We start from the raw sequence: 26,450 nt of genomic DNA, 5'->3' as shown, positions 1-26,450 counted from the left end.
CGGTAGAATTTCCTGTTATTCTGTTGAGCGCTGTCGTCATGAACAGTCCTCTGCATGTATGAAAGCGCCCTCAGTTCTTCGCGCTGCAACTTTATCGCCATAAAAAAAGAGCTAAGCGCATAAGGCGCTCAGCTCTTTTTCATGATTCAACGGGAAACCCCAATCGTTACAATTTCACAACGGCCAACCGGCAGAGTCAAACGGCCTGATGCATCTGTATCCATACGCTCACCGTGCTCTTCCAAGATCGTACTCTTGTAGAAGTAGTAATACGGCGTATTCGAATGAAGCTTCAGTTCAGCCGCATGAGACCGCATGTTGTACCAACGCAGCAGCAGATCGCCCGTGCCTTCATTCATTTTCAGCGAAGAAAATGCCAAATCTCCGCCTTCCCACTCGAATGGTGCATACGTTGGCGCAATGCTGCCAGCGTGAACCCCCGTCTGACTTAACGTCCAAGGGATTTGGAATTGGTAAGCCTCCGCATACGCGGCGGACTGAATAGCTTGATCACTGTACGGAATGATCTCCATACGAACCGTATGCTCACCTAAACATTGCGCTTCCGGTGTAGGGAACAAGCCCCAATCGCCAAGCTCGCCAACGGCACGAAGCAAGGTCACAGCAATTGTATTGCGTCCGTCCTGCATGACCTCATATTCGTTCAAACCGAGGTTAGCAACAACAAGTCCTGCTCCCGCTTCACTGACATCAACAAAAGCCTGTTGGTGCTGGGTATTGCTTGGATTCTCCCATTCCGCTGCCGGCTTGTTGCTGCGCTGTGGGATTTCAAACATGGAGTCCACCTGGTGAACACTCGTGTCCAAATCCGTAGGGAAAAGCATCCGCAGACGGTGATCTTTCGCTTGATTGTTAAATGTCGCATCAATCTCAACCCCTTTGCCGCCACGGCTCAAAGAAACAACCGTACGAATGGTCATAGGCACCATCCGTGTGGAACGCTGAGCTTTGCGATGCGGGAAGTAGATCAAATCGCGCTGCTCTTCATCCAGCTTGTCATCAGCCGATGCAGGGATCACCCATTCATGGATGATTTCGATCGCAGCTTGATAAGCCGTATCTTGCAGCACGCGAATCTGCGCGGCAATGCCCTTGGTCGTACGCGGCGTTTCGCCGTCCGGCTGTTTGTACATATATTCGTTCCCGATATCCCCGGTGTTCTCATATACACCCAAATCGCGGTACGTACGGCCACTCTTCTTGTCCAACAGGCTGAACGATCCGTCATCCGCAATGGCGATTTTCAGCGCTGCATTTTCCATTACACGGTCTGCCGTGATCAAGGAAGCCTGCTGAGAGACCGTCGACTCCTTTTTCACCCAAGCATACGTCTTCCAACCTAAAGCAGGCACTTTCTCCGCTTCAAAAGTTAGCTTCACCTTGCGGCTCATATACGGCTGGCGGAATTTATCATCCGGCAAATCGTAGCCGAACTGCAAACCTAGATCTTCCACGGTGCAGGAAAGCTCCGTTCCCTGCTCATCCACGAGCACACGCCCCGTGAGATCCGCTTCCTTAGCAAGACGGCTTGCCTCTTCAAGCTTATAACCGTCACGGAAGTACAGGCTAAGCGCATCAAGCTCAATACTGACAACGCCGGTACGTTCCCAACCCGAAGTGTTAAAAACGACAACCGGCAGGGCGTCCTTGCCTGCTCCCTCGAAGCTCGAAGTATCAACCGCGTCAGCAAGCGCGCGGGATTTCTCCTCCACAATCGCTTCCGCCACGTGACGACTCTTCTCGAAACGAGTGACCATTTCACGGTGCACTTCATCCACGCTGCATCCACAAATACTGTCATGCGGATGGTTCTGCATGAGTGTTTTCCAAGCATAAGTGAACAGATGGTGCGGGTATTTCTCCCCGACGCCAAGCGTATGTGCGAATGCAGCCAGTGGTTCCGCGACTTTCTCCAACATCGCTTGACCCAGCTGGTTCATCTGCTTCAAATAAACACGCGCCGAAGCCGTGTTCACCAGTGTGGACCAACCGTCCGTGCGTTGGCTGCGAAGCTCGCCTTTTACTGTAGAAAGCTCATGCTTCAATGAACGCTGAACAGACTGCAAGTAGTCATTGAAATTCGAATGGATAAATACCGTGTCCGGATGCAGTTCCCGTGCCGTTTCAATCGCCTCAGGCAGATCAAGCTGAATCGGCTGATGATCGCAGCCATTCATGAACAGCAGTTCGCTCGTCGAAGCGTATTTCTCGGCATCCGACAGTTTCCTCTCCCAATATGCCTTAGCTTCTTCGAGATCCACAGGGACTTCGTTACCGTTCGAGTACCAGTTCGCAAAAAGAATGCCGAGGACTTTGGAACCATCCGGCCCTTCCCACATCAGTTCAGAGAAAGAGGATTCATAATCACTATCAGAGACCGTATTGTTAAAACCAGTAGGCTTGACCCCACGGCCAAAAAAGGCGTTCGTAATGCCGGATTGCTGCATCAACTGCGGCGTTTGGCCAACAAGCCCGAACGTATCCGGGAAATAGCCGATTTTGGCTACGGAGCCATATTTGCTCGCATCTTGATGCCCAATCTGCATATTGCGTACATTCGCTTCACCGCTAGTCAGGAAAGCATCCTGCAGAATGTACCAAGGACCGATGATGATTCGGCCATCTTGGATATATTTTTCCAATTTCCCTTTTTGATCAGGTCGGACTTGCAAATAATCCTCGAGAATAATGGTTTGGCCATCCAAGTAAAAACTGCGATAATTCGGATCGTTATCTAATTTATCCAGCAAAGTGTCCACCAATTTCACAAGACGTACATGATGCTTCTCATAAGGTAAATACCATTCCCGATCCCAGTGTGTATGGGAAATGATATGAGCTGTTCGTTTGGCGCTCATGGCTTAGCTCCTCTCAATTTGAACTTCATCCGGTCGGTAGACAGGTAAGATTTCACCCTTCACATTAGCTGCAAAGAGCAAAGAGCGCTCTTTCTCCAACGTAAAGGTATAGGTTGCTCCGCTATCCGTATCTTTCACTTCAATGTTCGCATCCCAAGCATATTCGGAAACAAATACGTACAGGAAACCTTCCTTGTAACGCAGCTTCCTTCCGTACACGCCAGCGATATCGCCGCCTTGCTTCCACTGCAAGCCGCTGTCGCAGCCTGCTGCTTCAATCGCGTAGCGATATAACGCAAGCATTGGTTCCGTCCGTTCGTTCAGTTCAACGGGCAGCGGACTCCAAATCAGCTTGCCGCGTCCAAGCGGAATCTCAGCGACCGCGTCGCCCCGGCTGCCCTCTCCAACGGATGAACCCGTGCGCACTTCCTTAACCACCTCGGCAATGCGTCGCTGGCCGAAGGATACCGGCAGCTTCTCGCCACACAGCAAGAGCATTTCTTCCCGGCGCACATTCTGAAGCTCCGCTTCGCCCAGCACATCGGTTAAGCGTGGCGTCTGCTTCCAGTAGGCGTCAAGACTTAGCGGGCCCGTTGCAAGCAGTGTCGCCCCCGTCGTCTTAACAATCTCCAGCAGCTTCTCCCAAGCCTGCTCGTCGATATTATGAGCGCTCGGAAGCACAATCAGCTTCGGCGGTTGGTCCATAAGCACGTCCAGATGATACTCCGAAGCCGCTCGCACCGGCATGTTCATCTGATACGTTAGCACACGGATCATTCGTGTCGTAGCATCGAAGGCCAGCTTCCGATTCGAGAAATCGTTCGAATAAGGGAAAATCGCTGCGATGTCTTCCAGCGCCCGATCCTCGAATAAGTCTCTAATTTCAGCCATAAATCGTCCGAAATCATAGGAAACATCGGCTTCCGGCTTCTCCGTTCCGTCTGCGCGAAGCGCGCCAATATGCGATTCATTCGCATTATCCATATAGAAGTTTGTATTCCAAATCCAGTGAATAGCGCCAGCGCCGCCAGTAGCGAATGCGTAGGCATATTTGCGTTCCAGCATGCTCCGCAGTTCGTTCTCCGAGCGTTTGGCGCGTCCATCAGGCGTCTCTACGTACATGATGCCTGTTTCTTGAATAACGTTAGGTTTATTGTGTGTTTTGGCAAAAATACCGTCCCAAACGAGGTTGTCGTTCAGCCACCACGAATGAACAGTCGTATAGTCGACGGCTTCCTGATAAAAGAAAGGCGAAGGCCGCTGCGCGCCAAGCGCCTCGTCTTGCCCGACCACGACAAGGTGATTCGGACAAATTTCCTTGATTGTGTCGTAGAGTTCCTTCGCCCAACGATTATGCATATCCATCGAGAACAGGCAGTAATCGAGCCAACGAGTTCCCTTTTTGGCCCGGTGCATATCCTGCACGTCAAAGTTGATTTCATCTGCCTCTGGAATGATAGCCGCTTCAAAGGTTGGAAGCTGTTCCGGCGACATATTCCACCGCTCTTGAAGGAGCGCAATACTTTCGTGGCGCTGCTTCAGCCAAGCTGTGAAAGCGGCCTGCTCGAAAGTGTCCCGGCTGGAGCGAGGGCCATTCGCAAAAATCTGCGCCGGATCGAACATGGACGGCTCATTGATCAAGTCCCAGTCCACATGGGTAGACTCACGGTGGCGTGACACAATGGAGCGGATAAACCGCTTCTGCGCCTCTACGCTTTGCGGATCCAAGAACGGATTCACGCCTTCCCAAGTCTCCGGTGTAAAGGAGAAGAAGGTGAACGTTACTTGCAAATTGTGCTTTTTAGCCGTTAAGAAAAAGGCGTCGATAGCTCTCAGCACTTCTTCGGAAGCATGGCCATCCACCTGCATCACATTGCGGTACGCCGTCCAAATGCCCGTACGAATCCAGTTAATGCCCGCTTTCGCCATCTGGGCCATATCCCGGTCCCAAACGTCCGCGTTCGGCAGAAACAGAAATTTCCGAGCGACATCGGAAGTCATATACGTCATGCCGACAATTGGCAGTGGGCGTCCATCTTTGATGAAATAATCGCGATCGCACGTGATTGGACTGCCTTCAGCGAGCAGTTCCGAATCGTGACCCCAAAAGCCCTGGCGCAGCACCCGAATCTCCCCATCTTCAGCCTGAGCAACACACGTTACACGATACAAGCCGCGCTCAATGTCTATAGGTACTGGAATACGCACAAGATTAAATTCTTTGTTCACGGCTGCTGTTACTTGATGCGTCCAACTGGCCCCAGCGCCATCTTCGCGCTCCAAAGTCAGATCAAACTTCCATTTTCGAGAAGGGGTTTTGACTTCCGCCAAGTTCCTTCCCATCCATTGTGTTTGAATCGTCAGCACCGCATGCTCGCCAGTCTCGTAACTGGCATAATTCGGCTTGATCCACAGCTCCGTAACCCCTTTGGCGCAAAATGCCGCCCACGCGAGCAAGGCCTTTGCTCCGCCTTCTTGCCAGAACCCTGCGCTGAGCGGGACATTGACAAACAGCCAACGCGAACCCACAAATTCGCCGCGGGTGTTTTCCCATAGAACGACAGGTGCAGCAACCTCTCGGCCTTCGTTACTGACGCCCTTCATGAGAGGATAAATCTGCGTGCTCATCGTTCCAGCCGCACCCATTTGATGGGGCAAATCACTGTTGCGCGTCGTATGCGGCACCATGTTCCATGTGTCGGCAATCGCAAACAACGATTCTTGTCCCTTCAGCAGCGGTATGGTGTCTAAAGCCGCATAGCTAAGAATCGGGCTCGACTCGACGCGGAGCATCTCATGGATGAATAGCTGCTGGTGGTACGCGGTTTGTTCCGCTTCCACCTGCCAGCCGTCAGCCTGCCAGCGAACCGGCCGCTTGAAGGCTGCGCCTCCGACGCTTAGCAATCCGCCGCCGCGTTTCAAGAAAGCTAGAATTTCCTGCCATGCGGATTTAGGAAAATAGGGAGCATGCAGGTTGACGAAGCACCCTCCCTCCGTTTGCCGAAGCATTTCCGCAAGCGAGTCGGCGTCTGCAAGGATTCCACCTTGCGCTTTCAACTCAGCCGCAGGAACTTCAAGTGAAGCGCTGATCGGGAAAGCCGGATCATAGAAAATGACGACAGGATGGCTCGGACTCATAGCAAGCCTTCCTTCATCGCTTTATACACGAGCTGGGAGAACAGACTGTTTGACCAAGCGAACCATTTGCGCGTAAAAATGGTTGGATCATCCACATGAAAGCCTTCATGCATAAATCCGGTGTCCGCATCCGTCGCTTCGAGCATGGCGATCATCGCTAATTTCTCTTCGGCTGTTGAGGCCGTAATTCCTTGCATGGACAAAGCCATATGCCAAATATAATTGTCCGGTGTATGCGGACTGCCGATCCCCTTCGCCACTTTCCCTTCAAAATAGAACGGATTTTCTTTGCTCAGCGCAAATCGTCTTGTGTTCTGATAGATCGGATCGTCAGCAGAGACATATCCCAGATAAGGAATCGACATAAGGCCTGGCGTTCCTGCGTCATCCATCAAACAGTAATTGCCGAAACCATCGGTCTCGTACGCATAGATTGGTCCAAACTCCGGATGGCGATAAATGCCGTAAAGCTTAATCCCGTGATCGATATCCGCTTCCAGCGCTTTCAGATCATGCAAGAAATCCATATCCCGGAACACCCATTCCGCGAATTCTTGCATATGGCGCAGGGCTACAACCGCGAACATATTCGCAGGAATGTTGTAATGGAAATCGCAAGCATCATCGCTGGAACGGAAACCCGACCAAACCATACCGGTATAATTCACCGGCATCCCCAGTCCGTTGTTGCGCAGCGAATCCGTCGGAATTCCGTTATTGCGAGTGAACCGATAAGGAGATTGCTCGAAGTGATGCTGTTCCGTCTTGAAAAGCTCATAGATTTTGAACATTGCCGCTTTAAAGCCGGCATCGAAGATATCCGTTAGTTCGGTCTCCTTCCAATAGGCGTAAGCCAGACGCATCGAGAAACACAAGGAATCCAGTTCAAATTTCCGTTCCCACACCCATGGCGACATGTCCGTCTGATCCGCTTTGTTCCAATGCCAATCGTTTGCCGATTCGTTAAAAGCGTTCGCATAAGGGTCAATATGAATATATTGCACATGCCTTTTAATTAACCCGCTAAGAATTCGCCCAAGATCCGGATCGTTTTTGGCAAACGGCACATAGTGCATCACCTGTTCAACCGAATCACGCAGCCAGGATGCCGGGATATCCCCCGTAATGACGAATGTCGTGCCGTCCTCCATCAATTTCGTTGTCGTCTCCAGCGTGTTTGGGAAACAATTTTTAAATAATTGCAAAAGCTTCGGACGGTGCGCCAACTTCTCTTCGGCTTCCGCTAATATCTCTTGAATCGCCTTTGGCATTTCCAGCTTCGGCATGGGAATTTTCGGCAGTCTGAATTGTTCCATGGTAAGTCCTCCAAAATAATTATGATTAACAATGATTGTATGAATTCGTCTGTCTTACTCTTTCACTGCGCCAATGGTCAAACCTTGAATAAAGTACCGTTGGAAAAACGGATAAGCGAAGATAATCGGTCCCGTTGCAAGCACAACCATCGCCATTCGCGACGTATCCTGCGGGAGTGACTGCAGTAAGCCCACGCCAATGGATGGATTGCTCGTATTTTGCAGCAAGAACTGCATACTGTTCTCGATCCGCATCAGCATGGATTGCAGCGGTACGAGATTAGGCGAATCGATATAGAGCAGCGCATTGAACCAATCGTTCCAGTAACCTAGCGTACTGAACAAGCCGATCGTTGCCAGTCCCGGAAGCGAAAGCGGCAGCACCAATTTGACGAAAATACCAAATTCACCCGCGCCGTCGATTTTCCCGGACTCAATTATCGCATCAGGCACCGACGTGCTGAAGAAAGTCCGCATAATCATCATGTAGAACGCATTACCGGCAAGCGGTAATACAAGAGCCCACAAGGAATCCTTAAGCCCCATTAATTGCGTAACAACGATATAGGTCGGCACGAGACCGCCATTGAACAACATCGTAAAAAAGGCGAAGAAACCGAAAAAATTCCGGAATTTAAAGCTTTTTCTTGAAATCGCATAAGCAAAAGTAGCTGTCAATATCAAGCTTACAATCGTGCCGACAACCGTTACTAGAATCGTGACCCCGTAAGACATGAGCAATTGATCGCCCGCTTTGAACAAATAGCGATAGGCTTCCAGACTCCACTTCTCTGGAAAGAGTCGATACCCGTTCGCGCTTAACGTCTTCTCATCTGTGAATGAAATAATCGTTACAAATAGAAATGGAAACACACATGCCAAAGCAAAGATCCCTGCAACGAGGTTAAACAGGACATTAAGCACTGGCGGTAATTTATGAAAATCACGACTTTTCATCGGTTTTGCTATCATTGTGAAGTTCCTCCTTTCCCTGCAATTCCCTTAGAACAATGCATTATCTTTATCAAATTTTCGAACAATATAGTTGGATGTCATAACGAGAATAAAGCCAATAACAGATTGATAGAGACCTGCAGCCGTACTCATCCCGATTTCACCGGTAGATTTGAGTCCGCGATAAACATACGTGTCGATAACATTCGTTACCGAATATAGCGTTCCTGAATCTCTTGGCACTTGCAAAAATAATCCGAAATCTGCATAGAAAATACGACCGATCGCGAGCAGCGTCAGAATGGTCATCAGAGGCTTCAGCATCGGGAACGTGATGTGCTTAATTTGCTGCCATTTGCTAGCACCGTCAATCATCGCAGCTTCATAAAGGGATTTATCAATCCCCATAATAGCGGCCAAATAAACAACACTGCTATAACCTACGGATTTCCATAGATAGACGAAAATAATAATAAGAGGCCAGTACGTTTTATCGTTATACCACCGGATCGGATCGACTCCGAATGCCGAAAGAATATGATTAAGCATCCCTTTATCAAAGCTAAGAAAACTAAATACGAAGTAACCTACAATGACCCAGGATAAAAAGTAAGGCAGAAACATTCCGGTTTGGTACAGTTTCGCCAGCTTCTTGTTGGCAATTTCCGATAAGACAATGGCTAACGCCACGGAAAGCACCAGCCCAGCAACAATAAATACGATATTGTACAGCAGCGTATTTCGCGTAATGATATAGGCATCATTCGTACTGAATAGAAACTTGAAATTTTGCAATCCGACCCATTTGCTTTCCATAATACTTGCCCAAAAACCGTCTCGGCTATAGCGATATTGTTTGAACGCAATCACCATGCCAGCCATCGGTAAATAAGAGAAGAACAGGAACCAAAGCGTCGCTGGCAATGCCATGAGCAGCAGCACTTTGCTTTGTTTAACATCTTTTAGAAATGCTCCTATTCTATTCATAAAACCACCCCTCACGTTTGCGATTAAAAAGATCAGGCGAATGTGTGACATTCGCCTAATCCGAATTCGAGCTTATTTTTTGTTTGCCGCTTTCCAAGCATCGATCTGACTTTGTGCTTCTGCGATGATTTTATCCAGACCAGCCGCTTTGAACTTCTCGTTAGCTTGAGGAATGAATTTATCAGGATCTACGGTACCTGTCATCAATGTCGCCCAGAATTCTTCTTTCACGTTCTGAACCGCAGCGATTTCAGCTGTTACTTTCGAAGGATCGAAGTTGAAACCAAGAAGCGGTGCAGGTACGCCGGTGTCATTAAACTTTTTAAACTCTTCCCACTTGTTCTCAGGATCTTTTGCATCTTTGTACGTCAGTAGAACATTTCCAAGAGAGAAAGTCGGCATATCGTAGTTTTTGGAATCCGGCAGGTTTTCCATTTTATCGTTATCGAGCTTTTTGTAGTGAACGCCCTCGATACCGGAGTCAACCATATTGCGTAGAACCGGATCTGTGTTCAGCAAGTTCAGGAACTCCATCGCTTTCTCAGGATATTTGGAATTTGCTGAGATCGCTTGCATGGAACCCATCACGGACCAGTTGTAAATCAAAGCAGGGCTTGCTTGCGTAGAAACAACAGGATAACCATAGCTCGCCGACCATAGGTTATCTGCGAAAGGTTGGTTGGTCGCTTTGTCCGCGAACCATTTGCCTGTCACTTGAACATCGTTCAAAGAGCTAAGCGTTGCCGCTTCTGTCGGGATGTATCCCGCTTTGTAGTATTTGTTCATGGCTTGAAGCGCTTGCTTCATTTCCGGTGTATCCAAAATGTTGACGACTTTGTAATCCGGGTTGTCGATTTTCACAGCCATCGGCATTTTTTCAATGACATAGTCATACGGAACATATGGCATGAAAGTTTTATCCACAGCTAAACCATAAACATTCGGCTCTTTTTCTTTAATCGTTTTCAGCAATGGCTCCAAGCTTTCGATTGATTTTACGTTATCGATTTTCAAGTTGTATTTATCAAGCAGGTTTTTGTTAAAACGCCATACGTCTTGTGCCGGAAGCTCTTTATTGGCTGGAACACCGTAGTTGTGGCCATCTACTTTAGATCCGTTCAAGAATGCAGGGTCCAACGCTTTGACAATGCCTTGTCCATTTTTTTGCAGAAGTTCATCAATAGGTATGAAAGCGCCTTTACGCGCGTTTTGCACATAGTCAAATGCCCATGAAGACGTGAACATAATGTCCATAGGTGTACCGGAAGCGGTCATGACCTGCATCTTTTGCGGATAGTCGCCCCAATCGATCATGTTCATTTTCACCGTTACGCCAATTTTCTGAGCCGTGTATTTACTAACTTCCGTCATCACGCGGTCAACGTCTTTTTGCGGCGTTCCGATCGTGTACCAAATCAACTCTACCGGTTTATCTGGCGTTCCCGCCCCATTCGTATCGCTAGCATCTTTGCTTCCACATGCACTAAGTACCATTGAAGCTGCAAGTGTTAGTCCAATTGTCGCAGTCCATCGTTTTTTGATCTTGCTCATCTGTGTGTATCCTCCCTGTTCAGTGCTCTATTGTATAACGCCCGAGGGGCTATATTTACAGTAACCTATGAAAGCATTTACAAATAGACGATAAATTAAATGTAAGCATGTACAAATCAAAGAAAAAACAAAAAAAGGACTGCACTCCAGTTTACCCTAGAGCAGTCCTCTATAATCGGTCGGGGATATTCCCACGTACTTTTTGAACTGTTTATAAAAATAACCGACTTCCCAATAGCCCACATCTTTGGCAATAACATGCACCTTCAAATGCGTTGTTTTGAGCAGTTCCTTTGCTTTCTCGATCCGGTACCGATTGATATATTCCGTAAACGACTCGTTAATTTCTTTGTGAAACAGCTGTCCTAAATAAACCGGATGAATATGGTAGTGAGCGCCTAACATTTTGAGTGAAAGCTCATCCGCGTACGATTCATGAATATATTTCAATACTTGCTGCACGATCGGACTTCGAACGTCAGAGATTAATAATCCGACTGTCATCTCGGCAACTTCCAGAATCGCCTTTTCCAATTCGTCAAGTGTCACTGAGCTCCTGATTTGTTGAAAAGCTTGATTGTATACGTCTTGTTCTTCCGTGTGACGGATCGCCTTGAGTTCCATTTTGAAATGAATGACCATCTCGAAAGCAATATCCTGAAAATGCTGCGGGGTAATTCCCGGCAGCGCCTGAATCCGCTTGAAATCACTCTGAATTTGCAGCTTTAATTGTTCCAGATCTTTGCCCACGATCAGTTTGGCATAACAGGACCAGTCAATCATCGAGAAATCCACCTTGGGATGGCCTTCATGGAACGCTAAGTCGCTAACATCAATCAGATAAAGCTCCGGATAAACCCAGAAATACTCCTGTGCTTTCTTCGCGCTTGCATAACTTTCTCCTGTTTGTTCAGGAAGCTGCTCAACACTTCCTACCGTGATGCGGAGTAAACGGTCGTGCAGATCGACTTGGAATTGTCGAAGCAAATCCTTCAACGTTTTTCTGCCGCGATCTGCATCATTCATAACGGCAAGCAGTACGATATCGCCATCCATATCGTAGAAGGACGTCAAACCGTCATGAGCCTCCACTCGTTGTGAGAGTGTCTCAAAAACCTCCGCGGCATTAGATTCGGTCCGCAATACGGAGACTACCATATACGGAGAATCCAGGTTGAAACCCAGCAAATCCGCTCGTTCGTAGAATTCCGTCGGCGCAATCTGATGCGTCAGCCAGCGCTGCAACGTGTTATCCTTCAAAATTTGTTTGCTGTATGCTTGAACAAGTCTTGTCTCTTTCGTAGAATTCAGCTTCTCAACCGTATTGTGTAGAGTTGCTTTGAACTCTTTGATATTGATAGGTTTCAGCAAATAATTTTCAATGCCCAGCATCATGCCTTCTTTCAAATAACTAAATTCATCGAATCCGCTGAGCACGATGACTTTCAGATCCGGGTGGTGAATCCGGGCACCCCGAATTAAATCCAATCCGTTCATCACAGGCATGGAGATGTCCGTCAAGAGGATGTCCACGGTCGTTTCCTGTAAAGCCTCCAAGGCTTTTTGACCGTTGCCCGCATGTCCAACAATCTCCAGCCCCATTTCCGCCCAGTCGATAATGTCGTACAATCCTTCTACAATAAATGGTTCATCATCCACAATGAAAACCCTAAACATCGTAATCCTCCTTCCCGCCGTCTGCAGGCAGCCATACATCTACAGTCGTTCCATGCCCTGGCGTGCTTCTCAGCTCGATGCCATATTTACTTCCATAGAGAAGCTTTAGTCGTTGATGAATGCTCCGCAGACCAAAAGACTCATCTTCGGACTCTTCCGTTTGCAGGCGCTGCTCAATCTCTTTCAAACGTTCTGACGTTATCCCGTTACCGTTGTCAGTCACTTGAACGTGCAGGAATTCCTCCATTTGATGGACTCGAATGTGCAGCTGGTTGTCCGTACTTTCATTCCGCAATCCATGCACGATGTAGTTTTCAATAATAGGCTGCAGCGACATTTTCATGATACGAAGAGGAGCAAGCTTCCGATCCCATTCGATTGTGTACGTAAATTTATCTTTGTAGCGAATCTGAAACAGCTCCAAATACAAGCGGCAGGCTTCCAGCTCGTCCTTCAACGTGTACACTTTCTTCTGCTGGACAAAACTGCGAAATAATGCTGATAAGCTGTAGATCATTTCGCCAACGTCATGAGCGCCTTGGGATATCGCCCGCATGCGGATCACTTCCAGAGTATTGTATAGAAAGTGAGGATTAACACGGGCTTGCAGAGCGGTTAATTCCGTATGTTTCTGCTTAATATCCGCCTTATATACGCGGTCGATATATTGGTTCAATTCATCGATCATCTCGTTAAAGCTGCGGGAAATCTGGCCCAGTTCATCCTCGCGAGCGTCCTGAATCCGCGCTGTCAAATCGCCTTGTTTGACCTTCCGGGTGAAGCGGATGATCAGGTTCGTTCGCTTAGCGACATTCAGCACGACCAACGATGGCAGCAGGATCGCGATAGCAATACACACGGCACTAATTGAAAAAATCGTGCTCCCGATTCGCCACGAAGAAGCGGAAAGCTCCTCTTTGGGCATCAGGCCGACGACGATAAAATCTCCTTTGTTTTGCGTAAGCTTCGTCACATAATTGTTATTATTCATCTCGCTGTGCTCATACATCGCATTCACTTGATCCATGTATGGATAAGGCTTGCCATAATACTGATCCGAGGAGTCGAACAGGACGCCGCCCTCTGATGACAGGACGAGAATCGCCCCTTTCAGATCTTGCTGCTCATCGGATAACACTTTCCAAATGCTGTCCGAACTGAAATAGACAAGCTGTTGACCGATGTTTTTCAACGTTTGTTTATCATTTATCGGTGTGCGCACGGCATATAGATGGTTATCCCACTGATCCGCGGCTTCGCGCACCCAAATATTCGGAAGCGAGACACTTTTGCTGTCAAGCGCCATCACTTCCGGAATATAGGAGTGCGCCGCATTCGTGGATATCAGCCGCATCGGCCGATTGTGGCTCAGAACGTACAAAACCTGCTGATCCACGCTGTACAACATCACATTGCGAATATCCTCGTCATCTTCCAAATGGTTTTTGAAATATTCCAAGCCGTCATTCCATGTGCTGTTTCCGCCTAAATTATTCTGTTCAAGGCTATGCTGCACATATTCTTGAAAGGGGTGCTGCAGCATGAAGGATACGCCTGCGGCCAGCGAACTATCCCGATATAACCCAAATAAAATGGACTGCGCCGAGTCATATTTCTGCCCCAAATAATCATTAACGTTCATCATGGCCTTCTTTTGTATATCCAGCTCACGGTTGATCGCAGCTTGTGACATCGAGTGATACATGAAAAAAGAAAAGGAAATAATCGTAACAATCGTAATGAGTGAAAACAGGAGCAGCAATCTCATGAATAAATTATTTCTCAAGTAGGCTAAATAAACGTTCACGAACCCCATCTGACCATCATCTCCTGCTGTTAATCGGGTTCATTATATCATGTCGGAAGCCGCACAGGAAAACCGGCGGATGAGCCGGCACTCCCTACGCCTTTACCCAGACGGACATTTCGGGTGGTTTCTGCGCTGTTGAGAGAAGAAAAAAAATGAGATTCTCGTTGACAAACAGGCAGCTAGTATCTATATTTATTTAATGAGACCGATTATCATTATCAATAAATATGTGGTTTAGTTCCACCATTAAGGAGACTCCAAGATGAAAAACAAGCTTTTTATACCTATTCTCTTCGTGTTCATGTTCGCTATTACCGCTTGCGGCAACAATGCGACAAGCAATAGCCCTGCCGCTTCCCCACAAAGCTCGAACGCGCCAGCCGCTGCCAAAGAAGCTTCCGGCATGATGACTTATGCATCCGAGACAGGACCTGTTCAGGTTCCGTCGAGTCCTAAGCGTATCGTTGCCCTGACGAATGCGCCGAACGTGCTATCGCTAGGCGGCACACTGGTCGGAGTCGACGAATGGACGAATAAGAACCCTCTTTTCAAAGAAAAACTGAATGGCATCCATGTTGTTTCAGATAATGAACTTGAGAAAATTATCGAGCAGAAACCGGATCTCATTATCGCTGGCTCCGAATCGAAAAATATCGAAAAGTTAAAACAAATTGCGCCAACTGTCGTCTATACGTGGGGCAAACTGGACTATCTAGCCCAACAGCTTGAAATCGGTAAATTGCTGAATAAAAGAAAAAGAGACGCAAAATTGGATCGATGATTTCAAGAAACGTGCGGCAGATATCGGCAAGGAAATCAAAGCCAAAATCGGTGACCAGGCTACTGTATCCGTCATTGAAACAGATTCGAAGGACTTCTATGTATTCGGCAATAACTGGGCTCGCGGTACTGAAGTCCTCTACCAAGCAATGGGTTTAAACATGCCTGAGAAAGTTAAAAAGGATGCCCTGGGCCCAGGCTACTATGCGCTCTCACAAGAGGTTATCCCCAATTATGCCGGAGACTACCTTGTCCTTAGCAGAAGCTCGGCAGCCAACAATTCATTCATGAAAACCGAAACATGGAACAACATTCCGGCCGTCAAGAACAAGCACGTCATCGAGATCGATACGGAAGCTTCAACGTATAGCGATCCGACAACGCTCGAATATTTACTGAATATTTTCAAGGAAGGATTCCTTGGCAAAAAATAATGTCACTTTATTCCACAGGATTTATAAACAGTCCATAATCTAAAAAAGAGCCAATCCAAATGGATTCAGCTCTTTTTTCTAATTTCTTATGAATACTCTACTCCCACTGGTATTCCGCCCGTTCAAGCAGTTGCTTGAGTGCGCGGACCGCAGTGACAACACGTTTAGGATTACTCGCGTGCGGCATGTAATGCTGCAAATGCGGCTCTACAGACAGAAACCCGTCGTAGCCTCTCTCTTTTAGAGACAGCAGCAGTGCATCAACCTCTCCGTCACCCGCTCCGGCAGGAACAAATAGCTTCGGTTCGAACGTAGCATCCTTAATATGAATGTAATCCGTATAGGCTTGGAGTTTCGGATACGCGTCCTGCATCGGTTTAATATCATTCTTAACAAAGTTACCTGGGTCGAAAGCCATACGCAGGGAATCGGACGCGCAATGCTGTAAAATTTCCAAACAACGTTCATCCGTCGTTCCATACAAGTTATTATCATTCTCAAGAATAAGGACAACGTTATTCTGTTCTGCGATCTCTGCCAATTGCTTCATTCTGCGCAGTACTTCGTCTCTGCACGTATCGAGATCCGCATTCTCGGGCGGATGGTAGGAAAATATACGAATATACGGGGTTCCTAACACGTGTGCTGCATGAATTGCCTTCTGGACCGCTTGCACTTGCGGACCAAATTCTTCCGCAACCGGATATTTACCGATGGGAGAAGCAATGGAAGATACTTGAAAACCGTGTTCCTTCAATATTTGGTGGATGCTGGAGAGCTCCTCATCATTTAGCTCCAAGACATTTTTGCCCCAAACATTCCGCAGCTCAATATAGGAGATCCCCTCTTGCTGCAGCACGTCTAACTGTTCTTCCAAATCCTGCGATATTTCATCGGCGAAACAAGTAATTTTAGCTTTAAGCATGGCCATCTCTCCTTTATTATTTGCTGCTGCCGAAAGAAGCTGACATATCTTCTTGCGTTTTAGACTCTGTGACGACCTTTTTCACAAATGTAGAAGATTTGATCAGTTCGTCCAAGTGAGATTGGAATGCATCGCCGTCAATTGGTACCTCAACAGGGCGCTTCTGGAAGGAAGACAGTATAATGCCATTAGCCAGCGTCAAAGAGCCAAGACCTTCCGGTCCTTCGGCAATCAAATCTGTTTCCTTGCCTAGGAGGCGGTCAACCAAGCGGCCGGTTACGACATGATGGCCATTAGGAGCATCCTCATCCACTTCAACTTCCTCCGGTTCAATCTGCCAAGTGGCAAATTTCTGCTCAGTCTCTCTCGTGAACGTGAGCATGGATTCCTGATATTTATAGTGAAGCAGCTTACCGTTCTCCAGCACCAGTTTGCCGGTATCGCCGACAATTTCCAGGCGGTTCGTTCCCGGCAGCTCAGCTGTTGTCACAATCAAATGCCCGATCATCCCGTTTGAATGTTCAAAGTAAGCGGTTACCTCGTCCTCAACTTCAATGTCATGATATTTACCGATATGCGCATGACCGGAAATTAGCGAAGGCAGCCCGAACAACCATTGATACATATCGAGCGTGTGCGGACACTGATTCGTCAAGATGCCGCCGCCCTCGCCGGCCCATGTCGCACGCCATCCACCACTATTATAGTAAGACTGGGAGCGGAACCATTTGGTATGAATCCAAGTAGCGCGAGTGAGTTGGCCCAACTCTCCGCTTTCCACAATTTCTTTGAGCTTTGCATAGAAAGGCAGCGTTCTTTCTTGAAACATAATGGCAAACTGGAGGCCCGGGTATGTCTCTTTAGCGGATTCATAAGCTTCAATCATGCGGTTGGCATCATTGACATGAACGGCGATCGGTTTCTCGCACATGACATGAATCCCGCGTTTGAAAGCCTCAATGGCAATGTATGGATGATCGTAATGGGGAACGGCGATAATGATGACATCCAGCCCGGAGTTGTCCAATAAATCCAAGACATCGTAATAAGCCGTCGTCCCATACGTTTTAGCATTCAAATCAGCTTTTTCTTTATCTACATCACAAACGCCCACAAGCGCTACATTTTCCATCTCACTCAAATACTTCAAATGCGTATTTCCAATATTGCCAATGCCAACAAGTCCAAATTTGATTTTTTGCTCACTCATAGGTAGTTCCCTCCCAAATCTATTGAATATCACACTATCATCCTATATCATTACAATTACCACTTCCTTGATGAAATTGCCTCAAAAGTGGATAAACTTGCTCTCATCACAGGAGGTCATTATCTTGATTTCTGATTACTTGGAACAGTTTGATGAACATGTGAAATTCCGTCATGCCATTCGAACAGCCCCCTTTAATGTTCATTTTCATTTGCATCAGGGCTGTGAGATCTTCTTTTTAATCCGGGGTGATGTGAACTATTTCGTTGACAAGACGATGTATCCTCTGGAATTCGGTGATCTCATCATTACCAATGAGCATGAAATTCATAAGCCTGCGCTCACGACAGACGACTTATATGAACGTGTAACCATAGAATTTAATCCGGCTCTGATTGCTCTCTTTCAAACCGAAAACTTGAAACCGCTTCAATGCTTCTATGATCGTCCCGCCGGTGAAAAAAACAAAATCAAGCTTAGCGAACAACAATCCTCCGCCTTGCTTGATTTGTTTACGAAATATAATGAAATCATCAACCATCCATTTCCAGGCGATTCCCTCGTGAAACTTGGCTGTTTGATTGAAATTCTTGTTCTGGTTCATCGATTCTTTTATACCAACAAAGCAAACGAAAACGGCATGGATTTGCCGAAAAGATTGAGCCCCATCCTGGCCTATCTGGATCAACATCTCACGGAAGATTTGACCCTTGAACGGCTTGAGAAAATGTTTTTTATCAGCAAATATCATCTAAGCAGACTTTTCAAAAAACATACAGGCAGCACGATCCATGAGTACATCATCTACAAACGGATTGCGCTTGCCAAAAAAATGCTCGCAGATGGTTACAACGTTACCGAGGCCTGCATGGGGTCAGGTTTTAATGATTACACCGGCTTCCTTCGCATGTTTAAGAAAAAAGTAGGCGTGCTGCCCAAGTATTATGCAAGCAAACAAGCTCTCAAATGACCCCTCATGGAATGGGGCTTATTTCCCGCCCGTTGGCTCGATCAAGCGGTGTTTGTACCACTTGTCCCCATAGTAGCGCCAGAGGAAAACCGCCCCGCGCACGCCCCATTCCAATTGCATAGCCGCCCAAACCCCGATGACGCCGTAACCAAGGGTGATGCCGAACACATAACCGAGCACAACCCGGAACAACCACATGGTCAGCATCGAAGAAATCGAGGTGAAACGTGAATCCCCCGCAGCTCGCAGTGCCCCTGGCAGCAGGAAACTGATCGACCATAGCGGAATTTGAGCTAAGAAATTGACCAGCATAATGAGATACAGATCGTCCATAATCTCTGCCGGAGGGCTGAACATTCTTACAAGCGGATTGAAAAACGGAAGTAACAGCAGCCCCATCAATAAGAGGGCACCCGATGACAGCCACATAAACGACCTCGTAAATTTGCGGGCATCCTGAATATTGCGCCTCCCGATACATTGCCCTACCACCGTGACTAACGCCGTCGACAAGGCGATTGAAGGAATTTGCAGCAGCATGGCGATCACAGAACTGATAGCATTAGTTGCAATCGCATAGGTGCCCAGGCTGACGATATAGATTTGGGTTAACATTTTTCCCCCGTTAAAAAATAACTGCTCCGCTGCGAATGGCAGCCCAATGAACATGATTCTCTTAAACATGGAGAAATTCCATTCGAGTACATCCTGAAGTTGAATTCGCAGGCTGGCATCCATCCGCAGCAGGTAGAATAATGCGCAACCGGCCGCTACATACCGGGAAATATTCACAGCCACGCTCAACCCTAGAACGCCCATGTCCAGATAATGGACAAATACGACATTGAGCAGCACGTAGGTGAGGTTCATGATCAACGACAGCACCAAGGTCACTCTCGTTCTGCCGATCCCTCTAAGCGCTCCGTTAACCGCTTCCTTGATCGCGATCCCCGTGTAGGAGATACAGCTGCCCACCAAATAGGTACCGGCATGGGAGAACACCTCCGGCTCCGCCGTACCGAACAGCACCTTAAGAATAGGATGATAAAACAGCAGAACGAGCAGGCTGAGCGCTACCGCAACCAACGTGACCGCGGAAAGCGAGCTTGCCGCCGCTTTGGAAACCATTTTATCGTTCCCGCTGCCCTTATACTGCGCCACTACGACTGTACCGCCGGTCGCTATGGCGACAAAAACGTTAACCAAAAACATGTTGAGCGAATCGACCATACTTACGGCGCTGATCGCCGCCACACCCGATGAACTAATCATCGCCGTGTTCACCAAACTTAAGCCGACAAGGAAGGCTTGGTCGATGAGAATCGGTAGAAATAATGAGATCACCTGACGGTAATCGATAGATTCCCCTGAAAGATATTTGTTTAAAATAGCATGGCAATAAGCCTTAAATCGTACCATCATGCTAATGATTCACTTCCCATCCGTATTTGTCCGCAGTCCCCAGTATGCTGATTCGAATTTCCTGAGATGATTCGAGGTGCCGGGAGCAGGTGCGGCCGTTCAATGAACATTCAAACAACACTGCTTCAGGTACGAAGAGAAACTGGCAATATTCCTATGCATATGCCTGCTGTTACCTTCTAGCTTACTCAACATGATGCCTCCTTCCAATAAGGAAAGGGCAAACGTAGCCAATGCATCTACATCCAAATTCCCCTTAAATTCCCCCAATCGTATGCCTTCACGAATAATATTTTTCATCATATCCAGAGTACTAATAAGACCACGCTGCGCTCTATCACGCAATATCGGATGAGTGTCATCACTCTCTACCGCTGTGTTCTGCAAGGGACACCCGCCGATGAAAGGGGGATTATCCACAACATCTTCGTAGACGTGAAAAAAAGCGAGCAATCGCCCCGAGGCAGACTCCTCTTTCTCCATAGCTTCGGTGAATCTCCTGCCGACTGTACTAGCCGCATATTGATAGGCTTCGAGGGCAATTTCGTCTTTACTGCTAAAGTGGCGATAGATGCCTCCCTTTTTAATGCCGGTGGCGGTAATAATATCGTTTAACGATGAACCCGCATAGCCATGTTGATTAAAAAGTTCGGCAGATTTCATGATGATGTGTTCCCTGGTTCTATCTCCTTTTTTCATAAGCCCTCCGTACAAACCGTAGTCGATAATTCATTATAGCAAATTTTCCGAGGGATCCATTGCCATTTATTGGATGTATGCTACAATTAAAAGATACCACATGGTATCTTATGTTCAATGAGACCCAGAGTGAAGCGCCAAAATTCCATTCAAAAGGGAGCGTTGTCCCATGTCGATGAACGAACAATTGGAACAAACCAAAGCAGGTTTTATTGCAAAAGTGCCTGAATTGGCTCAAGTGAACATTTTCCGCCATATCCAGGAGCAGCAGCAATCCGGTATCGTTTTTGGTTTGAATGAGGGGGATCGTGCCCCCAACTTTACATTAACTAATCCGCTCGGAGAGCAAATCACCCTCTACGACCAGCTTGCCAATGGCCCGGTCATTCTCATCTTCTACCGGGGCGTATGGTGCCCATTCTGCAATGTCCAGCTTAGAGCTTATCAGCAATTGCTGCCTGAAATTCAGAAGATCGGCGGCCAACTGATGGCCGTCTCTCCGCAAAGCCCCGACAACTCGCTGTCTCAGATGGAGAAGGAGCAGCTTACGTTTCACGTGCTAAGCGATCCGAACGGCCAGGTCGCCGACAGTTACAAGCTTTTATTTGAATTACCTGCTTATCTTCAAAATACCTTTACTGGCATACTTGGGCGGGATCTCGCCAAGTTCAATGAAAGCGACCGCTGGCTGCTGCCGGTTCCGGCGACTTACCTCATTGACAGGCAGCTTATTATCCGTTATGCCCGCGTCGATCCTGATTTCATGAATCGAACGGAGCCACAAGAAATGATCAATCAATTGAAAAGGCTCGACTAAAGGGAACTGGAGTCCTCTATTTGGAGAAAGATAAAGTAACGAACTGTAGTTCCCTGAAGTCCCAAAAACATCAAAAAAAATGGAATCAGGCTAAAAAAGCCATGATTCCATTCTTCTATCATTCTTCCTATTGATTCAAAACCTTCTGTGCCATTTTCGCCAGATCTTCAACATCTACTTTGCCATCGCCATTCAAGTCTGCTGCTCTAGCAATATTCCAATCCGGGCTGCTGCTATTTTTCCCATAATGAGTAGCAAGGATTGCCAAATCACCAATCGAATATCTACTGTCATGGTTCAAGTCGCCATCCGAGACATAACCCTCAATGCTCACCGCAAGCTCAGCAGGTACGGCTTCGATCTCCACACCTTTCTCATCGGCCAAAATGGCTTTGAGCACCGAGATGTTACCAGAGGAATTTGGAGAACCCTTCGCTTTAAATTGCAGCGTAACCAGCGGTGTTTCATGCTTGCTTCGATCATCTCCTCCGATGTTCGCGAGGACCATACGAACGCTGCCCTTGTGATCATCGACATAATGAACAACGGCAATAGCATCTGCAGCCGAGTCTACTTTCTGCAGTTCAAACAAATCTGCTGGATACTTCAACGTAACATCTGATCCGTAGACCGCATTTGTTACACTGGATACACCAAGCTTCACCGCGAACGTCGAACCTTCATTAACAAGACTTGCTCCGTCTAAAGTCATGTTCGGTTGTACCGCATCTTCCATTTCAGTCACACGAATGTTATCGAACGTTGCATTGGCCTTGTATGTGCGTACCCCAATAGCACCTTCTGTGTAGGTACCGTCAACCGCACTAGCCACGAGTGTATCATTCACATAAACATCAATGTTAGGCCCCTTGGCTACAACCTTTAACCGGTAGACCGTATCTACGGTGATCGAAGGGAGCGCTTTATTCGCCAGTTCTGTCCAATTGTTATTCAGCTTGCCCAGTTGAACACGACCAGCCAATGTAATGCCCGCATAATATCCTTGCAAGTTATCCGTTCCAACCGTTGGATTATTCACTCTGAATATGACGCCGGCATTAGCTAAATTAGGGCTGGCACTCATGGAGATATCCGTCTCATAAGTGAAGTCTTTGAATTTCGTATCGTTAGCCACAGCTTTGTAACCTTCACCGTTAATTACGGTGTAGTTGCCGTTAGCAGCACTCCACTCACCACCATACGTCGTCCAACCATCTGCATTCCGATCATCAAATGTATCAACAAAAGGCAAAGGATTGTTGGCTTTATCGAGAAATTGCTTCGTGGCTGCATCCAGCGCAGCTATCGCTGTTTTAATGCCGTCCGCGGTAGTTTGCTCGTTGTTATACGCAGCTTGTGCGCTTACAATGGCCGCTGAGAAAAGATTCACAACTTGCTGCTTGTACTGCCCCGGTCCATCGCCTACAGCGGCGTTATCACGAAGCTGCTTCGCCGCTTGAATTCTGGTCAAAAGGTCGGACTTATTGCTATTGCCAATTAATTCCCTGTGTGCTGCGGCAACGCGAGCGAAATCAACCTTTTCCACTTTGCGGTCGTAGCTTAAAAGTCCATTGATTTCGTATTCGACATCCGAAATTTGGGTATATACGGCCGCACTAAGTCCAGGTTTATCTTTGAGTGTTTTGATCGTATTGATATAACGAATATATTGATCTGTTAACTCTTCTTTCGTGTTCATCGCCAGTCCGGCATACACGGTCAAAGGACTGAATTCATGCCCTGGCACGCGAAGTCCTACGCCCCCATATTCGCCAAGCGTGGCTGCCCGATATTCCGAAGGCGTCGGCGACTCGGGTGCAGGATATTTGTGCCAATCCAGGAAATGTCCTGCTTTGGATTCATTGGCCCCGCCTCCGGCATCATACCAACCGGTAACTCCATTAATGAGGCGAGTTGGATCTGCTTTTATCGCATGTGCAATTGCCTCTCGGGTATAATCACCGCCGTTGTCGAATTGCCCCCACCCTTCATTAAAAACAATATAAACGATGATGGAAGGTGAATTCTGCAATTGCTTAATCATTTCATCGAATTCTTTATAATATTGCGGTTGAGCCGAGACATCTCTGCTGGTTCCACTTGGCATGTCCTGCCAAACGAGAAGTCCCAACTTGTCTGCCCAGTAATACCAACGGGCCGGTTCGATCTTAATATGTTTGCGGATCATATTCATATCCATCCGCTTCTCGGCTGCAATATCGAATTTCAATGCCTCATCGGTTGGCGCTGTATACAGGCCGTCCGGCCAATACCCTTGATCCAAGGTTCCCATTTGAAAAACGAACTTCCCATTCAGCAATGGACGCTGGATGCCATCGACTTTTCCCAGTTTCACTTCTCTCATTCCGAAGTAACTGTCAACATTATCGATGATCGTTCCGCCATCCTTCAAAGACACCTTGAGATCATAGAGGAACGGGTCGTCCGGTGTCCACCATCTCGCATTCGGTACCGGAAGTTGCAATTCAGTACCTGCGTTTCCGCTAATGCGACCGACTTCAACGCCATTTTTTAGTGCCACAGCCTCCACCGTTTTACCTGTACCATTTACCGCATCTACGGTCAGCTTCAACTGGCCATTCCAGATATCAGGCACCATATTCATCCGGTCAATACTTGCGCTCGCGACAGGCTCCAGCCAAACGGTTTGCCAGATCCCGGACACCGACGTATACCAGATGCCTCCTGGTTGTACAACGGTTTGTTTCCCTTTGATTTGATCCCCTTGGGTATCCGTATAATCGAGTACATGAACAATCAATTCATTTTCCCCGGGCTTCAACTGACTTGTTATATCGAAACTGAATGACGTGTAGCCGCCTTTATGGCTTCCTACCTTTGTTCCGTTCACATAGACGTCCGTTTCGTAATCCACTGCGCCAAAATTCAACTTCACATGTTGGCCATTCCAATTTTGCGGCACCGTGAAATTTCGCTTATACCACATAAGCTGCTCTTGGCGTTGGATGCCTGAAAGTCGGGACTCCACGGCAAACGGTACCGTGATGTTCTCTTTCAGCGTTTGACCTGTTGGAAGGGCGTCCCCTTGCTTGGCGGGTTGGAATTCCCACTTCCCATTCAGGTTTAGCCACTGATCGCGAACCATCTGCGGTCTCGGATAATCCGGCAACGGATTGTTCGGATTAACTTGGCTTGCCCACGGCGTTTCGATCTGATAAGTAGAGTAATTTTTGATTGCAAGATAAAAATCTTTGAGTGGCTTACCGCTAGCTGCATACACAAGAGCGCCGCCGCCTGTATATCCGAGATTGGCCATCGGGGCATCTTGGTAATACATCGGATATTCAAACTCTATCTGAATCGTTTTAGGATCACCGGACTTTAAAACCGCCGATTTGATCGGCCAATCCTTCCCGAGCACATTAGCCGAAAGTTGCTTGTGCGCATCGCTGCCCAGCTCCGCTAATGCCTCCGCAAATGTGAATTCGGCATGCAATCCATCAGGCAGAACCGATCCGGCAACGGGTCCGCTATTCTCAAAATCGACAGGCAGCGTGAAGGCTGTTGCAGGTACGATTTGCTTCGGCACACTTGGGCTGCCCCACCGTAAAAACAAATTGGACCCGCCGTCATTCTCGAAATACTCCACTTTAATGTCGTATTTCTTGCCGGCTACCAAGGTAATCGGACTGCTTGTTTGTTCTTTATCCCAGTCATTGACCCAATGATCAATGATTAGTTTGTTGTCAATCCATAATCGGAAACCGTTGTCACCAATCATCCAGAACGTATAATTTTCGGAAAACTCAGGTGTAATCTGTCCTGTCCATCTCACATTCACGTGATTGTTCTGCCCCACCAGCGTTGTGAATGCTCCTTCCAATGAACTAAAATTAATGTACGGATCGACCACCGTCGTCACCAAGTCTTCAAACCTAAACTCATCGGGTCCCGAGTTCTTGTAATAGTCAGCTTTCAAGCCATAATTTGTTGCATTTGGATTGGAATCTGCCGCATGGCTTTTGGATAAACTAGACGGAAGAATGATACAGATCAGCATAGAAAAGATAAATAACTGCACAAGCCTTTTGGTCGTTTTCATTTGTACAATTCTCCTCTTTTGAATTACTGGATTTACGAGTTATGAAACGAATCTTCTTGCATATGCCTCCTCTCCTTCTCAACTTGGCATTACCCTCAAATCAAAAGTGAGCGCATATCAAGCATATATGTCCCTCTAGCTATTTGTATTTACAGATTTCAGGCATTTCTTGTAATTTTATGGCAATCTATTGTGTGGGTCGTATCGTCGCCTGGCTGACGTCCATTCAGACTGTTCACCAACAGCAACTCCTACCTCACCCTGCAATTTACATAAGAGTTGAACGAAAGTTTTACGATTGGAGGGAACTAGGGTACTCTATTTGGGGGAAAATGAGTTGTTTTCCTTTCCTAGCAGAACTACAGGGTCTTATTTAGCCTCCATGACATGTTATTCATGTAAAATCGGCAAAATAGTAGACTGTATGGGGCTAGAATTAGAAGTGGACACATCGTTAAGTGACCCCAATAATAGACTTAACGAATAGGAGGGGTCCGCCCATGGGAGAGCAACGCCAACGATATAATGAAGATTTTAAGAAACAAGCAGTAAAATACGTTCAAGAACAAACAAAGACATTACCGGAAATCGCAGAGGAAATGAACATCCCCGCTGGAACATTAAAGAATTGGATGACAAAATATCGTTCCTTTGAAAACGAGCCTGTAGGTAACCCAGAGAAACTTCGGGACATTGAGAAACGCCTGCAGGCCTCTGAGCGGGAGAAGCAGGATCTGCAGGAAGAACTAGCGATCCTAAAAAAGGCGCTGCACATCTTCAGCAAAGAAAGGAACTAA

The 26,450-nt window shown here is 47.3% G+C and carries 16 protein-coding genes and 1 pseudogene; 4 read left to right on the top strand and 13 right to left on the bottom strand.

All coding sequences use genetic code 11. The annotated features are described in order from the left end of the window. Positions 1 to 146: 146 nt before the first annotated feature. From ACUN27_RS11530 to ACUN27_RS11495, 8 genes are all read right to left on the bottom strand, one after another. Complete coding sequence (locus ACUN27_RS11530) at positions 147 to 2,879, bottom strand: alpha-mannosidase (RefSeq protein WP_445558935.1); 2,733 nt, start codon at positions 2,877 to 2,879, stop codon at positions 147 to 149. Positions 2,880 to 2,882: 3 nt separating this feature from the next. Further along, a complete protein-coding gene (locus ACUN27_RS11525; RefSeq protein ID WP_445558934.1) occupies positions 2,883 to 6,017 on the bottom strand; it encodes a beta-galactosidase in 3,135 nt (1,044 codons plus the stop codon). Further along, the gene (locus ACUN27_RS11520; protein WP_315952730.1) at positions 6,014 to 7,333 is read right to left on the bottom strand and encodes a glycoside hydrolase family 125 protein; all 1,320 of its coding nucleotides are present in this window, start codon (positions 7,331 to 7,333) and stop codon (positions 6,014 to 6,016) included. The genes ACUN27_RS11525 and ACUN27_RS11520 overlap by 4 nt, the downstream gene beginning before the upstream one ends. Before the next feature lie 54 nt (positions 7,334 to 7,387). Beyond that, positions 7,388 to 8,305, bottom strand: a complete 918-nt coding sequence (locus tag ACUN27_RS11515; protein ID WP_315952731.1) for a carbohydrate ABC transporter permease — start codon at positions 8,303 to 8,305, stop codon at positions 7,388 to 7,390. A 30-nt stretch (positions 8,306 to 8,335) separates the two neighbouring features. Next, entirely contained in the window at positions 8,336 to 9,274 is a 939-nt protein-coding gene (locus ACUN27_RS11510; protein ID WP_127450471.1) for an ABC transporter permease, read from the bottom strand. Between the two features lie 72 nt (positions 9,275 to 9,346). Further along, complete coding sequence (locus ACUN27_RS11505; RefSeq protein WP_445558933.1) at positions 9,347 to 10,825, bottom strand: ABC transporter substrate-binding protein; 1,479 nt, start codon at positions 10,823 to 10,825, stop codon at positions 9,347 to 9,349. Positions 10,826 to 10,981: 156 nt separating this feature from the next. Then, positions 10,982 to 12,502, bottom strand: a complete 1,521-nt coding sequence (locus ACUN27_RS11500; protein WP_315952734.1) for a response regulator transcription factor — start codon at positions 12,500 to 12,502, stop codon at positions 10,982 to 10,984. After that, positions 12,495 to 14,318, bottom strand: a complete 1,824-nt coding sequence (locus ACUN27_RS11495) for a sensor histidine kinase (protein ID WP_445558932.1) — start codon at positions 14,316 to 14,318, stop codon at positions 12,495 to 12,497. The genes ACUN27_RS11500 and ACUN27_RS11495 overlap by 8 nt, the downstream gene beginning before the upstream one ends. A gap of 256 nt (positions 14,319 to 14,574) precedes the next feature. Between ACUN27_RS11495 and ACUN27_RS11490 the strand changes: the two are divergent. Further along, positions 14,575 to 15,526: pseudogene (locus tag ACUN27_RS11490) on the top strand (iron-hydroxamate ABC transporter substrate-binding protein). Positions 15,527 to 15,623: 97 nt separating this feature from the next. On the opposite strand, the gene ACUN27_RS11485 reads toward ACUN27_RS11490, so the two are convergent. Continuing rightward, the gene (locus tag ACUN27_RS11485) at positions 15,624 to 16,451 is read right to left on the bottom strand and encodes a sugar phosphate isomerase/epimerase family protein (RefSeq protein WP_315952746.1); all 828 of its coding nucleotides are present in this window, start codon (positions 16,449 to 16,451) and stop codon (positions 15,624 to 15,626) included. A 16-nt stretch (positions 16,452 to 16,467) separates the two neighbouring features. Next, positions 16,468 to 17,661: a Gfo/Idh/MocA family protein gene (locus ACUN27_RS11480; protein ID WP_445558931.1), complete on the bottom strand. Its 1,194-nt coding sequence runs from the start codon at positions 17,659 to 17,661 to the stop codon at positions 16,468 to 16,470. Positions 17,662 to 17,785: 124 nt separating this feature from the next. Here ACUN27_RS11480 and ACUN27_RS11475 point away from each other — a divergent pair, with 124 nt between their 5' ends. Next, on the top strand, positions 17,786 to 18,631 hold the full coding sequence (locus ACUN27_RS11475; protein ID WP_315952750.1) for an AraC family transcriptional regulator: 846 nt from the start codon (positions 17,786 to 17,788) through the stop codon (positions 18,629 to 18,631). 18 nt (positions 18,632 to 18,649) lie between these two features. On the opposite strand, the gene ACUN27_RS11470 is transcribed toward ACUN27_RS11475, so the two are convergent. After that, positions 18,650 to 20,062 (bottom strand): MATE family efflux transporter, encoded by a 1,413-nt coding sequence (locus ACUN27_RS11470; protein ID WP_418936932.1) that lies wholly within the window; start codon positions 20,060 to 20,062, stop codon positions 18,650 to 18,652. 90 nt (positions 20,063 to 20,152) lie between these two features. Continuing rightward, entirely contained in the window at positions 20,153 to 20,716 is a 564-nt protein-coding gene (locus ACUN27_RS11465) for a TetR/AcrR family transcriptional regulator (protein ID WP_445558930.1), read from the bottom strand. Positions 20,717 to 20,921: 205 nt separating this feature from the next. Here ACUN27_RS11465 and ACUN27_RS11460 point away from each other — a divergent pair, with 205 nt between their 5' ends. Further along, positions 20,922 to 21,569, top strand: coding sequence for a peroxiredoxin-like family protein (locus ACUN27_RS11460; protein WP_445558929.1), 648 nt, complete (start codon positions 20,922 to 20,924; stop codon positions 21,567 to 21,569). Positions 21,570 to 21,696: 127 nt separating this feature from the next. Here the strand turns inward: ACUN27_RS11460 and ACUN27_RS11455 are convergent, their stop codons facing one another. Continuing rightward, positions 21,697 to 25,653, bottom strand: a complete 3,957-nt coding sequence (locus ACUN27_RS11455) for a PA14 domain-containing protein (protein WP_445558928.1) — start codon at positions 25,651 to 25,653, stop codon at positions 21,697 to 21,699. A 500-nt stretch (positions 25,654 to 26,153) separates the two neighbouring features. Between ACUN27_RS11455 and ACUN27_RS11450 the strand changes: the two genes are divergently transcribed. After that, entirely contained in the window at positions 26,154 to 26,450 is a 297-nt protein-coding gene (locus ACUN27_RS11450) for a transposase (RefSeq protein ID WP_326063633.1), read from the top strand.

Source organism: Paenibacillus sp. WC2504 (genome assembly GCF_052682475.1).
Note: the sequence above shows the minus strand (reverse complement) of the source record. Positions and strands in the feature narration are given on the sequence as shown.

Coding starts and splice junctions, on each gene's coding strand:
- ACUN27_RS11505 (WP_445558933.1), bottom strand. CDS start 10,825: ATGAGCAAGATCAAAAAACGATGGACTGCGACAATTGGACTAACACTT.
- ACUN27_RS11500 (WP_315952734.1), bottom strand. CDS start 12,502: ATGTTTAGGGTTTTCATTGTGGATGATGAACCATTTATTGTAGAAGGA.
- ACUN27_RS11485 (WP_315952746.1), bottom strand. CDS start 16,451: ATGCTTAAAGCTAAAATTACTTGTTTCGCCGATGAAATATCGCAGGAT.
- ACUN27_RS11495 (WP_445558932.1), bottom strand. CDS start 14,318: ATGGGGTTCGTGAACGTTTATTTAGCCTACTTGAGAAATAATTTATTC.
- ACUN27_RS11530 (WP_445558935.1), bottom strand. CDS start 2,879: ATGAGCGCCAAACGAACAGCTCATATCATTTCCCATACACACTGGGAT.
- ACUN27_RS11515 (WP_315952731.1), bottom strand. CDS start 8,305: ATGATAGCAAAACCGATGAAAAGTCGTGATTTTCATAAATTACCGCCA.
- ACUN27_RS11525 (WP_445558934.1), bottom strand. CDS start 6,017: ATGAGTCCGAGCCATCCTGTCGTCATTTTCTATGATCCGGCTTTCCCG.
- ACUN27_RS11450 (WP_326063633.1), top strand. CDS start 26,154: ATGGGAGAGCAACGCCAACGATATAATGAAGATTTTAAGAAACAAGCA.
- ACUN27_RS11460 (WP_445558929.1), top strand. CDS start 20,922: ATGTCGATGAACGAACAATTGGAACAAACCAAAGCAGGTTTTATTGCA.
- ACUN27_RS11455 (WP_445558928.1), bottom strand. CDS start 25,653: ATGAAAACGACCAAAAGGCTTGTGCAGTTATTTATCTTTTCTATGCTG.
- ACUN27_RS11480 (WP_445558931.1), bottom strand. CDS start 17,661: ATGAGTGAGCAAAAAATCAAATTTGGACTTGTTGGCATTGGCAATATT.
- ACUN27_RS11510 (WP_127450471.1), bottom strand. CDS start 9,274: ATGAATAGAATAGGAGCATTTCTAAAAGATGTTAAACAAAGCAAAGTG.
- ACUN27_RS11465 (WP_445558930.1), bottom strand. CDS start 20,716: ATGAAATCTGCCGAACTTTTTAATCAACATGGCTATGCGGGTTCATCG.
- ACUN27_RS11520 (WP_315952730.1), bottom strand. CDS start 7,333: ATGGAACAATTCAGACTGCCGAAAATTCCCATGCCGAAGCTGGAAATG.